The 14,024-nt window shown below is 66.4% G+C and carries 13 protein-coding genes; 11 read left to right on the forward strand and 2 right to left on the reverse strand.

All coding sequences use genetic code 11. The features are described from left to right. Positions 1 to 130: 130 nt before the first annotated feature. On the reverse strand, positions 131 to 856 hold the full coding sequence (locus tag AB3X99_RS09320; RefSeq protein ID WP_368616739.1) for a FadR/GntR family transcriptional regulator: 726 nt from the start codon (positions 854 to 856) through the stop codon (positions 131 to 133). Between the two features lie 265 nt (positions 857 to 1,121). Between AB3X99_RS09320 and AB3X99_RS09325 the strand changes: the two genes are divergently transcribed. The 3 genes from AB3X99_RS09325 (at position 1,122) to AB3X99_RS09335 (ending at position 4,072) form a co-directional block, all read left to right on the forward strand. Further along, the gene (locus AB3X99_RS09325) at positions 1,122 to 2,465 is read left to right on the forward strand and encodes a C4-dicarboxylate transporter DctA (protein ID WP_342950331.1); all 1,344 of its coding nucleotides are present in this window, start codon (positions 1,122 to 1,124) and stop codon (positions 2,463 to 2,465) included. Positions 2,466 to 2,526: 61 nt separating this feature from the next. Next, positions 2,527 to 3,546, forward strand: coding sequence for an allantoicase (gene alc, locus AB3X99_RS09330; protein ID WP_368616740.1), 1,020 nt, complete (start codon positions 2,527 to 2,529; stop codon positions 3,544 to 3,546). A 13-nt stretch (positions 3,547 to 3,559) separates the two neighbouring features. After that, the gene (locus tag AB3X99_RS09335; protein WP_342950333.1) at positions 3,560 to 4,072 is read left to right on the forward strand and encodes an ureidoglycolate lyase; all 513 of its coding nucleotides are present in this window, start codon (positions 3,560 to 3,562) and stop codon (positions 4,070 to 4,072) included. A gap of 102 nt (positions 4,073 to 4,174) precedes the next feature. Here the strand turns inward: AB3X99_RS09335 and fur are convergent, their stop codons facing one another. Further along, positions 4,175 to 4,603 (reverse strand): ferric iron uptake transcriptional regulator, encoded by a 429-nt coding sequence (fur, locus tag AB3X99_RS09340; protein ID WP_069268417.1) that lies wholly within the window; start codon positions 4,601 to 4,603, stop codon positions 4,175 to 4,177. 136 nt (positions 4,604 to 4,739) lie between these two features. On the opposite strand from fur, the gene AB3X99_RS09345 reads away from it, so the two are divergent. The 8 genes from AB3X99_RS09345 (at position 4,740) to AB3X99_RS09380 (ending at position 14,006) form a co-directional block, all read left to right on the forward strand. Further along, positions 4,740 to 5,675, forward strand: coding sequence for an outer membrane protein assembly factor BamE (locus tag AB3X99_RS09345; protein ID WP_069268418.1), 936 nt, complete (start codon positions 4,740 to 4,742; stop codon positions 5,673 to 5,675). 173 nt (positions 5,676 to 5,848) lie between these two features. Continuing rightward, positions 5,849 to 6,646, forward strand: a complete 798-nt coding sequence (gene dapB / locus AB3X99_RS09350; RefSeq protein ID WP_368616741.1) for a 4-hydroxy-tetrahydrodipicolinate reductase — start codon at positions 5,849 to 5,851, stop codon at positions 6,644 to 6,646. A 53-nt stretch (positions 6,647 to 6,699) separates the two neighbouring features. Continuing rightward, positions 6,700 to 7,428, forward strand: coding sequence for a MotA/TolQ/ExbB proton channel family protein (locus AB3X99_RS09355; RefSeq protein ID WP_069268420.1), 729 nt, complete (start codon positions 6,700 to 6,702; stop codon positions 7,426 to 7,428). A 12-nt stretch (positions 7,429 to 7,440) separates the two neighbouring features. Then, entirely contained in the window at positions 7,441 to 7,872 is a 432-nt protein-coding gene (locus tag AB3X99_RS09360) for a biopolymer transporter ExbD (protein WP_342950335.1), read from the forward strand. Positions 7,873 to 8,038: 166 nt separating this feature from the next. Further along, positions 8,039 to 10,633 carry a leucine--tRNA ligase gene (gene leuS, locus AB3X99_RS09365; RefSeq protein ID WP_069268422.1) on the forward strand — a complete coding sequence of 865 codons (2,595 nt, stop codon included), beginning with the start codon at positions 8,039 to 8,041 and terminating at the stop codon, positions 10,631 to 10,633. Between the two features lie 100 nt (positions 10,634 to 10,733). Further along, complete coding sequence (gene lptE, locus AB3X99_RS09370) at positions 10,734 to 11,297, forward strand: LPS assembly lipoprotein LptE (protein ID WP_069268423.1); 564 nt, start codon at positions 10,734 to 10,736, stop codon at positions 11,295 to 11,297. Between the two features lie 43 nt (positions 11,298 to 11,340). Continuing rightward, the gene (gene holA, locus AB3X99_RS09375; protein ID WP_368605682.1) at positions 11,341 to 12,534 is read left to right on the forward strand and encodes a DNA polymerase III subunit delta; all 1,194 of its coding nucleotides are present in this window, start codon (positions 11,341 to 11,343) and stop codon (positions 12,532 to 12,534) included. Positions 12,535 to 12,734: 200 nt separating this feature from the next. Further along, entirely contained in the window at positions 12,735 to 14,006 is a 1,272-nt protein-coding gene (locus AB3X99_RS09380; RefSeq protein WP_342950340.1) for a glutamate-5-semialdehyde dehydrogenase, read from the forward strand. Positions 14,007 to 14,024: the final 18 nt, after the last annotated feature.

Here is a 14,024-nt window from a genome sequence, read left to right on the forward strand (position 1 = left end):
ATCAGGCGCGACTCTCATCGTGGCGCGGGGAGTGATCCCCACAACGACGCCGGATAGATTTAGGCAAGCCAACCACAACGTCAACGATCAAGGTTGCAAAAACGGGGGTGACCATAGATTTTTTTTGTCCTTATTTTTCGATCGCGCTCTGGGAGGCGGTGGCGAACGCGGGCGGCGTGGGGAAGTACACGCCCGCGCGCTGTGCCGCATTGGCGATGTGCGCCTCGATCGCCTCGCCGGCCGCCGCCGAGTCGCGCGCCTTCAGCGCCACCACGATCAGGCCGTGCTCGCGATGCGTGGAGAGCACGCGCTCGCGCCGGTAGAACGGCATGCGCTGGCTCTCTTTCATGATGTCGGCGCTGCTGCGCAGGATCGATTCGATCGCCGCATTGCCCGCGAGATTGACGATACGCATGTGGAACTCGAAGTCGAGCTGCGCGGCTTCGTCGAGTTCGTCGCAGGCGAGGGCGCTGTGCAGCGCCTCGGTGTTCGCTTCGAGCCACGCCACGTCGGCATCGCCGATGGCGAGCGCCGCCATGCGCGCGGCGAAGCCTTCGAGCGCGTAGCGCATCTGGTAGGTGTCGGGCAGCGACGACTGATCGGCGAAACGCCACGGGTGAGCGTTGGTGGCTTGCGCGCTCGTCACATACACACCCTTGCCCGCGCGGATCGACAGCATGCCGAGCGCTTCGAGCGTCGAGAGCGCTTCGCGCAACGACGCGCGGCTGATCGCCAGCTCCTCGGAAAGCTGCCGCTGCGCGGGCAGCAGGCTGCCGACCGGATACAGGCCGCCCTCGATCCGTTCGCGGATCGTGGCGATGGCAGCGTCGGTGACGGTGTGCGGAACGTTCTTCATCGGATGGCGCGGGCAGCTTTCGCGTGGTCTGACCGGTATTGTAGTCCCGTCCGGAGCACCCGCATGGTGCATCGCGTCAACGCCCGTGCGCCGTGGGACAAGGCGTGGCGCTCCGGCCCGCAAACTGGTCAGACCGCGCAAGGGTAAACACCGCGCTTGCCAGCCTTGACTCCGGTATATCGGCTTTCTACTATCCGCCATAACAGTGCTGGTCAGACCAGTCAGAACAGTTGCTTGCTCCACCCCTGCTCAGTAGGAGACAGTCGTGACGAAGTTCTTCAATTCGCTGTTTGGCCGCGTAGTGATCGCCCTCGTACTAGGCATCGTCGTAGGCGCGGTGTTTCCGCATTTCGCTCAATCGCTGCGCCCGTTCGGCGACGGCTTTCTCAAGCTCATCAAGATGGTGATCGGGCCGATCGTATTCTGTGTGGTCGTAAGCGGCATGGCGCACGCGGGCGACCTGAAGAAGGTGGGCCGGGTCGGCCTGAAGTCGGTGGTGTACTTCGAGGCGATGACCACCGTCGCACTCGTGATCGGCGCCGTGCTCGCGTATGTCACGCGTCCGGGCGCGGGCATGAACGTCGATCTGCACTCGCTCGATGCGGCCTCGCTTGCGACCTACACGGAGCACGCCAGGAGCCTGAAGGACACCGCGGGCTTCCTGCTGAAGATCATTCCCGACACCGCCTTCGACGCCTTCGCGAAGGGCGACATCCTGCAAATCCTCGTTTTCTCGGTGTTGTTCGGCAGCGCGCTCTCGCTGCTCGGCCCGAAGGCGCAGCGCGTGAACAGCCTCATCGACGAACTCTCGCAGGTTTTCTTCCGCGTGATGGGCTTCATCATCAAGCTCGCGCCGCTCGGCGTGCTCGGCGCGATCGCGTTCACGACCGGCACCTACGGCGTCGCTTCGCTCAAGCAACTCGGGCTGCTCGTGATCGTGTTCTACGCGAGCTGCGTCGTGTTCGTTGCGGTCGTGCTCGGCATTGTCATGCGGCTGGCGGGCTTCAACGTGTTCAAGCTGATCCGCTACCTGCGCGAAGAACTCTCGATCGTGCTCGGCACCGCTTCGTCCGACGCCGTGCTGCCGCAGATCATGCGCAAGCTCGAATGGATGGGCGTGAAGGATTCCACGGTGGGTCTCGTTATCCCGACGGGCTACTCGTTCAATCTCGACGGCTTTTCGATCTACCTCACGCTCGCCGTGATCTTCATCGCGCAGGCAACCAACACGCCGCTCTCGATGCACGACCTCATCGTGGTCGTGCTGGTGTCGCTCATTACCTCGAAGGGCGCGCACGGCATTCCCGGCTCGGCGATCGTGATCCTCGCCGCCACGCTCTCCGCCATTCCCGCGATTCCCGTGCTCGGCCTCGTGCTGATCCTGCCGGTGGACTGGTTCGTCGGCATCGCGCGCGCGCTCACCAACCTGATCGGCAACTGCGTCGCGACGGTGGTGGTCGCAGTGTGGGAGCACGACATCGACAAGGCGCGCGCCTGGCGTGTGCTGAACCTCGACGAAGGCTTTCTCTACGTGCCGGCAGGCGACAGCGACGCAGACACGGCGCATGGCGAAGACGGTGCGCTCGGCGGCAAGCACGCGCACGCCTGACCCAGCACTCGGCATTCGTTTTCCTTCGATCAACTGAACAACCCAAGCGAACGACACCATCATGGCCATTCCGACTCTCGACCCCAACGCCCCCGCCTTCACGCGCCGCTACATGAACCTCGCCGATCCGCGTCTGGGCGCCCGCGCGCTCCACGCGAGCGACGAGTTCTTCGCGCCGAAGGAGCGCATGCTCGATCCGCAGCCGGCGGTCTTCATCCCCGGCAAGTACGACGACCACGGCAAGTGGATGGACGGCTGGGAAACGCGCCGCAAGCGCACGACGGGCCACGACTTCTGCATCGTGCGCCTCGCGCGCCCGGGCGTGATTTACGGCCTCGATCTCGACACGAGCCACTTCACGGGCAACTTCCCGCCGGCGGCTTCGATCGAGGCGTGCTACGCGCAGTTGGGCGACGACGAAACCCCCAGTGACAACGCCGACTGGCAGACCATCGTCCCGGCGACGACCTTGCAGGGCAACCAGCACCACTATGTCGAAGTGAGCGATACGCGCGCGTTCACGCATTTGCGCGTGAATCTCTATCCCGACGGCGGCCTCGCGCGTCTGCGCGTGTACGGTCAGCCCCGGCGCGACTGGAACACGGTGGAGCGCGGCAGCCTCATCGATCTCGCGGCGATCGAAAACGGCGCTTATCTGGTCGCGGCCAACAACCAGCACTTCGGGCTCGCTTCCACGATCCTGATGCCCGGCCGCGGCGTGAACATGGGCGACGGCTGGGAAACGCGCCGCCGCCGGGAGCCGGGCAACGACTGGGCGATCGTGGCGCTCGCGCGGCCCGGCATCATCCGCAAGGTCGAAGTGGACACGGCGCACTTCAAGGGCAACTACCCGGACCGCTGCTCGCTGCAGGCGGCGACCGTGACGGGCGGTACCGACGACTCGCTCGTCACCCAGGCGATGTTCTGGCCGGAACTGCTCGTCGAGCAGAAGCTCGAAATGGACAAGCAGCACGTGTTCGAGAGCGGGATCGCGGCGCTCGGCCCGGTCACGCACGTGCGTTTCAACATCTTCCCGGACGGCGGCGTCTCGCGCCTGCGCTTGTGGGGCGAACTGGCTTAAGCGAGGAGCCGCGATGCAGATCCTGCACATGGAACCCTTGACGCGACAGGCGTTCGCGCCGTTCGGCGACGTCATCGAACTCGAAGGCGCGCGCCATTTTCCGATCAACGGCGGCACGACCGAGCGCTTTCATGATCTCGCCGCCATCGACGTGAACGAGGCGGGCGGCCGGCCCATCGTCAGCGTGTTTCGCGCCCAGCCGCGTACGTGGCCCGTCGAGATTGCGATGATGGAGCGACATCCGCTAGGCAGTCAGGCGTTCGTGCCGCTCGGCGAAGCGGACTACGCGGTGGTGGTCGCGCCCGCGGGCGAGTTCGATCCGGCCGGCTTGCGGGCGTTCTGGGCCGGGCGCGGGCAGGGCGTCAACTACGCCAAAGGCGTCTGGCATCACCCGTTGCTCGCGTTCGGGCGCGTGAGTGACTTCGTCGTGATCGATCGCGGCGGCACGCAGCCGAACTGCGACGAGATCGCGCTCGCGCGGCCCTGGCGGCTCGCGCAAGCCGACACGGCACTCGTGCCCGCCTGAGGTCCGGCCAGTTTTCGCCAATACCGGCTCCCCAAACGAAAACGCCACGGCAGATCTGCCGTGGCGTTTCCGTTTCTGCAGCCTGCAAGCCGCAAGCGGCGGTCAGTGCTTGCGGTGCGGGCAGTTTTCCTTCGTGCATGCGCCGTAGAGCGCGAGGGCGTGCTCCTGGAGCTTGAAGCCGCGCTCCGTGGCGATCATTTGCTGGCGCTTTTCGATTTCGGGGTCGAAGAATTCTTCAACGATGCCGCAGTCGAGGCACACGAGGTGGTCGTGGTGACTACCCTCGTTCAGCTCGAACACCGCCTTGCCCGATTCGAAGTTGCTGCGCGTGAGCAACCCGGCCTGCTCGAACTGGGTGAGAACCCGGTAGACCGTGGCGAGGCCGATGTCGAGCTCCTCGTTCAGCAGGTTCCGGTAGACGTCTTCGGCGGTCAGATGGCGCACGGGGCTGTGCTGAAAAATCTCCAGGATCTTGAGGCGAGGCAGCGTCGCCTTGAGGCCGATGTTCTTGAGATCGGTTGGATTGGTCATGACGATAAGTCCCTGGAGTACAATGCTAGGTTGTTATGTTAATGCGTTTTTGCCGTTCCGGGCATTTTCGCCAGAACTTCGAACGATCTTCTACAGAATACGCGCGGCTTCGCGAAAAGCCCGCACGGTGAGGGAAATGATTCCAGAATTCACAACGATCGGCCGGCGCATGCACGGCGGCCGCCTGGCGTGCACCCTGCTGGCTGCGGCCGCGTTCGCGGCGCTCGCCGGCTGTAAAACATACGACAGCGTGACGCAGCGCGTCGCCCAGAGCATTACGCCTTACCGCATTACCATCGTGCAAGGCAATTTCGTCTCGGCGGAAGCCGCGGCGCAGATGAAGGTGGGCATGTCGCGCGCCGAGGTCAAGCAGCTGCTCGGCACGCCGCTCCTCACCGACATGTTCCATGCGAACCGCTGGGACTACATCTTCTATTTCAAGCGCGGCTCGACCGCCGTGGTCCAGCAGCGTGACTTCGTCGTGCTGTTCGAAGGCGACCGCGTAGCGAGCTGGTCGGGTGGCGAAGACCTGCCCTCGAACCTCGAATTGCTCGCCGAAATCGACGGCGATCGCACCGGCAAGAAGGCCGTCGCGGCCGCGCCGGCCTCGGGCGCTTCGGCGCCGGTGGCGGCTGCAGCAGGCGCGCCCGGGCAGGCTTCGAGCGCGACCGGCCCGACGGTTGGCGACACGGCGCGCACGCCGTCGTCCGAACTCGGCACCGCGACCAACGCACTGCCGCAGGACGCCAACGCACAGGCGGCCGCCGCCGCGAACCGCGCCACGGAAGCCGTGCAAACCCCGTCGGGCTTCACGCCGTCGGTGCGCGCGGGCAATCCGCAGTCGTCGGCGCTGCCGCAGAACGTCGGCACGATGCCCTCGCAGGTTCAGCTGCATCGTCAGCCGCAGCCGCAAATCCAGGGCGTGCCGCCGAGCAACCCGGTTGGCCCGACCGCCGGCGCGCAAGGCACAGGCGATACCAATGCGGCGCCGTCAGGCCCCGCACGGGATTCGTCGCTCGCCGCGCCACCCACGGTGCCGGCCTCGGGGGCTGCTGCGGCTCCGAGCAACTGACCCGGCTGACCCAGCCGGTAACACAAGCAGGGCGTGGTGCGCGAGGCGCGCCACGCCTCGATCCGGCGGCCGGGGTGTCACCACCACCGGCCGCCGCTTTTTTTGGCGGCGGCGCTGCGTGGCGCCTGGTAGCACCCGGCACCGCGGCCCGCGACACAATGGCAGGAAGACTCATGAAAATCGCAATCGCGGGGGCATCGGGCCGCATGGGCCGCATGCTTATCGAAACCGTCCTGAATTCGCCCGACGTCACGCTCTCGGGCGCGCTCGTGCGCAAGGGCTCGGCCGCCGTCGGCCAGGACGCCGGCGCGTTCCTCGGCAAGGACACCGGCGTGCGCATCACCGACGACATCGAGCAGGTCTTCGCGCAAAGCGACTGCCTGATCGACTTCACGCGCCCCGAAGGCACCCTCGTGCACCTCGAGGCGGCGCAGCGCCACGGCGTGAAGATGGTGATCGGCACGACCGGCTTCGACGCCCAGCAAAAGGCGCAACTCGGCGCGGCCGCGCAAAAGGTCGGCATCGTGTTTGCGGCCAACATGAGCGTGGGCGTGAACGTCACGCTCAAGCTGCTCGAATATGCGGCGCGCTGTTTCGAGACCGGCTACGACATCGAGATCATCGAGGCGCACCATCGCCACAAGGTCGATGCGCCCTCGGGCACCGCGCTTGCGATGGGCGAGGCCGTGGCGCGCGCACTCGGCCGCAATCTCGACGAATGCGCCGTGTATGGCCGCGAAGGCGTCACGGGCGAGCGCGACCCTTCGACGATCGGGTTTTCGGCGATTCGCGGCGGCGATATCGTCGGCGATCATACGGTACTGTTCGCGGGCATTGGCGAGCGCATCGAGATTACGCACAAGTCCTCGAGCCGCCTGTCCTATGCGCAGGGCAGCGTGCGCGCCGCGCGCTTTCTGCAGGACAAGGCCCATGGCCTGTACGATATGCAGGACGTGCTCGGCCTGCGCTGAGCGTTTCCCCTACGGTCCGGCGCCTGCGCCGGCCCGACAGTGAGCGAGGTCCGATGGCAGCGAGTTCCGGAGTCATTCACTATCTGCAGACGGGCGACGCGGTCACCCACGCGGTTGCGTGGGTATTGCTCGCCATGTCGGTCGCGAGCTGGTGTTTCCTCATCATCAAGAGCTGGATCCTGCTGCGCGCGAAGCGCCAGGGGCCACGCGCCATTGCGCGCTTCTGGCAGGCGCGCACGCTCGCGGACGGCGTTGCCGCCATGCGTCCGGTCGACCGCGAGCGCGTGTTCCTGCCGCTGGCTCAGGCGGCGCTCGCCGCCGAGGAAGCCGACGCGCCCGGCGTGATGCTCGCGCGCGTGGATCGCGGCGAGCGCGTCCTGCGGGCGCTGCGCGGTGCGCTGCAGGCGTCGCAGCGGCGCCTCGAATTCGGCCAGGTCCTGCTCGCCTCGGTGGGCAGCACGGCGCCGTTCGTCGGTCTGCTCGGCACCGTCTGGGGCATCTACCACGCGCTCGGCAGCATTGCCGCGAGCGGCCAGGCGATGATCGAGAACGTGGCCGGCCCGGTGGGCGAGGCGCTCATCATGACGGCCTTCGGTCTCGTCGTCGCGATTCCTGCGGTGCTCGCCTACAACGTGCTGGGTCGCCTCGTGCGCCAGCTCTGCGACGATCTCGACGGCTTCGCCCACGATCTGCACGCCTATGCCTGTGCGCCCGAAGGCGCGCCGCTGCGCCGCGAAGGTGCGCACGGCGCGATGCGCGAAGGCGCGCGCGCCGAGTCGTAGGAGGCAACGCGTATGGCATTCGGCGGACTCGAAAAGAAACGCGATACGGCACCGATGTCGGAAATCAACATGACGCCGCTCATCGACGTCATGCTCGTGCTGCTCGTCATCTTCATCATCACGGCGCCGCTCTTCTCACACGCGATCCGGCTCGATTTGCCGAAGGTCGCCGCCGAGCCCGCGCAGCAAACGGCGCAGACCGTCACGCTTTCCATCGACGCCGCCGGCAAGCTCTACTGGAACGCCCAGCCCATCACGCTGGACGAACTGCGCGCGCGCTTCACGGCAGCGGGCAAAGAGCCCGAGTCGCAGCAGCCCGAGCTGCAACTGCGCGCCGCGCGCGAGACGCGCTACGACGTGATCGCGCAGGTGATGGGTGCCGCGCAGCAGGCCGGTCTCACGCGCTTAGGCTTCGTGACCGAGCCGCCCGCCGGCGCTCACTGAAGACGCCACTGCGCACGCCGCTGAGCGCGCGCCAGTCAACGGTATAATCAACGTTTCCTTTAAAAACGGGCCCAGCGAAACCGCCGCAATCTGCCGGTATCGTGAACGGCCGGCCCGGTGCATCCGGCACCGAAACGGCCCGTTTCCAGCGTTCACCATCCACACCATGCTCGAAAAATACGTTCCCTCCGACGTCGAATCCGCCGCGCAAGGCGAATGGCGCGCCACCGACGCTTACCGGACGGCCGAGAAGACCGACAAGCCCAAGTTCTACTGCGTCTCGATGCTGCCGTATCCGTCGGGCAAGCTGCACATGGGCCACGTGCGGAACTACACGATCAACGACGTGATGTACCGTTACCTGCGCATGAACGGCTACAACACGTTGATGCCGATGGGCTGGGACGCGTTCGGCATGCCCGCCGAAAACGCCGCGATGGCCAACAGCGTGCCGCCGGCCAGGTGGACGTACGACAACATCGAATACATGAAGGGCCAGATGCAGTCGATGGGTCTCGCCATCGACTGGTCGCGTGAAATCGCCACCTGCAAGCCCGACTACTACAAGTGGAACCAGTGGTTCTTCCTGAAGATGCTCGAGAAGGGCATCGCCTACAAGAAGACCGGCACGGTGAACTGGGACCCGGTCGATCAGACGGTGCTCGCCAACGAGCAGGTGATCGACGGGCGCGGCTGGCGCTCGGGCGCGCTGGTGGAAAAGCGCGAAATCCCGATGTACTACCTGCGCATCACGCAGTACGCCGACGAACTGCTGAACGACCTCGACGGCCTCGGCTGGCCCGAGCGCGTGAAGATCATGCAGCAGAACTGGATCGGCAAGAGCTTCGGTGTGAACTTCGGCTTCCCGTACGAGCTGGATGGCGAGAAGAAGCTGCTGCGTGTGTTCACCACGCGCGCCGACACGATCATGGGCGTGACCTTTGCGGCGATCGCGGCCGAGCATCCGCTCGCCACGCGTCTCGCGCAAGGCAAGCCGGAGTTGCAGGCGTTCATCGACGAATGCAAGCGCGGCGGCGTGGCGGAAGCCGACGTCGCGACGATGGAAAAGAAGGGCGTGCCCACGGGCTTTACCGTGACGCACCCGCTCACGCACGAGCAGGTGCCGGTGTGGATCGGCAACTACGTGCTTATGAGCTATGGCGAAGGCGCCGTGATGGGCGTGCCGGGCCACGACGAGCGCGATTTCGCGTTCGCGCAGAAGTACAACCTGCCGATCAAGCAGGTCATCGCCGCAGAAGGCGAGACCTACTCGCTCGACGGCTGGCAGGAATGGTACGGCGACAAGGAACGCGCCGTTTGCGTGAACAGCGGGAAATACGATGGCCTCGCCTACACGGCGGCCGTGGACGCCGTCGCGGCCGACCTCAAGGCGCTCGATCTCGGCGACAAGCAGGTCACGTGGCGCCTGCGCGACTGGGGCATTTCGCGCCAGCGCTACTGGGGCACGCCGATCCCGATCATCCACTGCCCGAGCTGCGGCGACGTGCCGGTGCCCGAAAAGGACCTGCCGGTCGTGTTGCCGGAAGACCTCGTGCCGGACGGCACGGGCAACCCGCTCGCGAAGTCGGAAGCCTTCCTGAACTGCAAGTGTCCGACCTGCGGCGCCGACGCGAAGCGCGAAACCGACACGATGGACACCTTCGTCGACTCGTCGTGGTACTTCTACCGCTACGCTGCGCCGGATGCCGTGAACATGGTCGACGAGCGCACCGACTACTGGATGCCGATGGACCAGTACATCGGCGGCATCGAGCACGCGATCCTTCACCTCTTGTACTCGCGCTTCTGGGCGAAGGTCTCGCGCGACCTCGGCCTCGTGAAGTTCGGCGAGCCGGCGAAGAACCTGCTCACGCAGGGCATGGTGCTCAACGAAACGTTCTATCGCGAAGACGCTGCGGGCAAGAAGACCTGGTACAACCCGGCCGACGTGACCGTCACGCACGACGACAAGGGCCGCCCGATCGGCGCGACGCTCAACAGCGACGGCCAGGCCGTGGTGCTGGGCGGCGTGGAGAAGATGTCGAAGTCGAAGAACAACGGCGTCGACCCGCAGGTGCTGATCGACCAGTACGGCGCAGACACGGCGCGTCTGTTCACGATGTTCGCGGCGCCTCCCGAGCAGCAGCTCGAATGGTCGGGCGCGGGTGTGGAAGGCGCGAGCCGCTTCCTGCGCCGCGTGTGGGCCTTTGGCCACGCGAACGCCGAAGCGATCCAGTCGCGTGCCTCGTTCGACGCGGCGGCGCTCACGGACGTCGAAAAGGCGCTGCGCCGCGAAGTCTACAGCGTGCTCAAGCAGGCCGACTTCGACTACCAGCGCCTGCAGTACAACACCGTCGTATCGGCGGCGATGAAGATGCTCAACGCCATCGACGGCGCCAAGGGTGCGGGTGCGGGCGTGCAGCGCGAAACGTTCGGCGTGCTGTTGCGCGTGCTGTACCCGGTCGTGCCGCACATCGCCTTCGAACTCTGGAAGGCGCTCGGCTACGGCGATGAATACGGCACGCTGCTCGATGCACCGTGGCCGAAGGTCGACGAAAAGGCGCTGGAGCAGGCCGAAATCGAACTCGTGCTGCAGGTGAACGGCAAGGTGCGCGGCGCCGTGACGGTGGCCAAGGACGCACCGAAGGACGCGATCGAGGCGGCTGCACTTGCGCACGAGATGTTCGTCAAGTTCGCGGAAGGCCGTGCACCGAAGAAGATCATCGTCGTGCCGGGCCGCCTCGTGAACGTCGTGGTCTAACGAGACAAACCAAGGCCATGTGAGCGGCGTAGCGCGTGCAGCACCGCGCGGCGCCGCTCAGCCGACACCGGCGACTCTGTCGCGAACCCAGGGAGTCCATGTGATTCGCAGATCGTTTCTCAGGTTGTTCCCGCTCGTGGCGGGCAGCGCGCTGGCCCTCTCGGCGTGCGGCTTCCAGCTGCGCGGCGAGGAGAACTTCGCCTTCAAGCGCCTCGCGGTCGTCGGCGCGCCGCCGCCGCTCGTCGGGCGCCTCTCGCGTATGGTCGAAGGCGGCAGCGATTCGGTGGTGGTCGACTCGGTGGCCAACGCCGACGCCGTGCTGCACATATCCGAAGGGCGCAGCTTCAGCACGCTCACGCTCAATTCACTCGGCGCAGTCGTGGAATATCAGGTCAACTATTCGCTGAACTATACGCTGACCAGACCGGATGGCAGCGTGCTGATCCAGCCGAGCGCCATTTCGCTGAATCGCGCGATGACGTACAGCGATCAGTTCTCGACCGCCAAGACGCAGGAAGCCGATCTGCTGTTCACCGACATGCAGAACGACGCCGTCGACCAGCTCATGCGGCGCCTTGCCGTGCTCAGAACGATCAACCCGACGCCCGATCAGGTCGTGCCGGGTGTCGCGCCGCGCGCACCGCTGCCGCCGCCGCCGCTGTAATGCGCGCGGTTTCCATCTACTGAGCGACCTTCGACCGAGCGCCATGCAACTGCGACCCGACGCACTCGAACCGCACCTCGCGCGAGGGCTGGCCGGCCTGTACGTCGTCTATGGCGACGAACACCTGCTCGCCCAGGAGGCGTGCGACCGCATCCGTGCGGCTGCGCGCGCGGCGGGCTTCACCGACCGTTCGGTGTTCACCGTCGAGCGCGGCTTCGACTGGAGCTCGCTCCTCGGCGCGAGCCAGTCGATGTCGCTATTTGGCGACCGCCAGCTGGTGGAGTTGCGTATTCCGTCGGGCAAGCCCGGCAAGGAAGGCGCGGACGCGCTCAAGACGCTCGCCGCTGCCTCGAATCCCGACGTGCTGATGCTCGTTACGCTGCCGCGCCTAGACGCCGCCACGCAGAAGTCTGCATGGTTCACGGCGCTGGCTGACAGCGGCGTCGCGCTGAAGATCGATCCCGTCGAGCGCACGGCACTGCCGAACTGGATCGGCCAGCGTCTGGCGCTGCAAGGCCAGCGCGTGGCGCCAGGCGAGGACGGCCGGCGCGCGCTGCAATTCGTGGCAGAGCGTGTGGAGGGCAACCTGCTGGCGGCGCATCAGGAAATTCAGAAGCTTGGGCTGCTTTATCCGCAAGGCGTGCTGAGCTTCGAGCAGATTCACGACGCCGTGCTCAACGTCGCGCGCTACGACGTATTCAAGCTCAACGAAGCGATGCTCACAGGCGACGTTGGCCGTCTCGCGCGCATGCTCGACGGGCTGCAGGGCGAAGGCGAGGCGTCGGTGCTGGTGCTGTGGGCCGTGGTCGAGGAAATCCGCACGCTGTTGCGCATCAAGCGCGGCGTGGCGGCGGGCAAGCCGCTCGCCATGCTGCTGCGCGAGAATCGCGTGTGGGGGCCGCGCGAGCGGCTCATCGGGCCGGCGCTGTCGCGCCTGAGCGAAGCGACGCTGGAGCGCGGTCTCGCGCTCGCGGCGCGTCTCGACCGCCAGGTCAAGGGGCTTTCGGGTCAATCGCGCGCGGACTGGCGCAATGCGCTGCCGCCCGATGCCTGGGACGGCCTTTTCGAACTCGCCATGACCGTGGCCGCGCCACGCGAAGGCGCACCGCAGGCGCGCGCCGCTGGAGCGCCACCACGCGCGCAGCCGGGTGCTCAGCCAGCTGGCCCAGCCGCGGCAGCCGCCGCAGCGGCCGCGGCCCGACCGCGCACCGCAGGGCCGTCGCGCCGGCCGGGATAAAGCGTTCCGCGCTTGCCTGAACCGGCGCGTCGGCGCCTGCCTCATGCCGCGCCGCGCGGCCGGTGCACCTGCCGGGCCGCCCGGCCACGTCCAGCAAACCTTGGCGGCTGGCCTTAAAATCGGCCTGAACCGCTTTGAATCGAACCGCGCCTGGGCAGCTCATCTGACTGCGCCTCACGCGCCGCATGACGAAAGACACTATGGATATCGACCAGTACATGACCGACCTCGGCCGCCGCGCACGCAACGCTTCGCGCGCGATGGCACGAGCCACGACGGCCGCGAAGAACGCGGCGCTCGAAGCAGTGGCGCAAGCCATCGAGCGTGACGCGCAGCAGTTGAAGGATGCGAACGCACGCGACCTCGCACGTGCGAAGGAAAAGGGCCACGACGCGGCGTTCATCGACCGCCTCACGCTGTCGGACAAGGCGCTCAAGACGATGGTGGAAGGCCTGCGCCAGGTGATGGCGCTGCCCGACCCCATCGGCGAAATCAGCAACCTCAAGTTCCGCCCGAGCGGCATTCAGGTGGGGCAGATGCGCGTGCCGCTGGGCGTGATCGGCATCATCTACGAATCGCGGCCGAACGTGACGATCGACGCGGCCGCGTTGTGCCTGAAGTCGGGCAACGCGACGATTCTGCGCGGCGGCTCCGAGGCGCTCGAATGCAATACGGCGCTCGCGAAGCTGATCGGCGAAGGGCTGGCTGCGGCGGGATTGCCGCAGGATGCGGTGCAAGTGGTCGAGACTGCCGACCGCGCGGCCGTGGGCAAGCTCATCACGATGACGGAATTCGTGGATGTGATCGTTCCGCGCGGCGGCAAGAGCCTGATCGAGCGCCTGATGGCAGAGGCGCGCGTGCCGATGATCAAGCACCTGGACGGCATCTGCCATGTGTACGTGGACGACCGCGCCGATCTCGCGAAGGCGCTGACCGTGTGCGACAACGCCAAGACGCACCGCTACGGCACCTGCAACACGATGGAGACGCTGCTCGTGGCGCGCGGCATTGCGCACGACGTGCTGCCGCCGCTTGGCCGCCTGTATCGCGAGAAGGAAGTCGAACTGCGCGTGGATGCTGCGGCGCGCGCGATTCTCGCCGACGCGGGCGTAGGTCCGCTCGTGGACGCGACCGAAGAGGACTGGCGTACCGAGTATCTTGCGCCGGTGCTGGCGGTGAAGGTGGTCGACACGCTCGACGACGCGATCGAGCACATCAACGCCTACGGCTCGCACCACACCGACGCGATCGTCACCGAAGACCACGACCGCGCCATGCGCTTCCTGCGCGAAGTCGACTCGGCGAGCGTGATGGTGAACGCCTCGACGCGCTTCGCCGACGGCTTCGAGTTCGGCCTCGGTGCGGAGATCGGCATTTCGAACGACAAGCTGCATGCGCGCGGCCCGGTCGGCCTGGAAGGGCTGACCTCGTTGAAGTACGTCGTGCTCGGCCACGGCGAAGGCCGTCAATAGTCACGCATCGCACGGGGC

The organism is Paraburkholderia sp. BR10882 (assembly GCF_040948855.1).
GTDB lineage: Bacteria > Pseudomonadota > Gammaproteobacteria > Burkholderiales > Burkholderiaceae > Paraburkholderia > Paraburkholderia nodosa_A.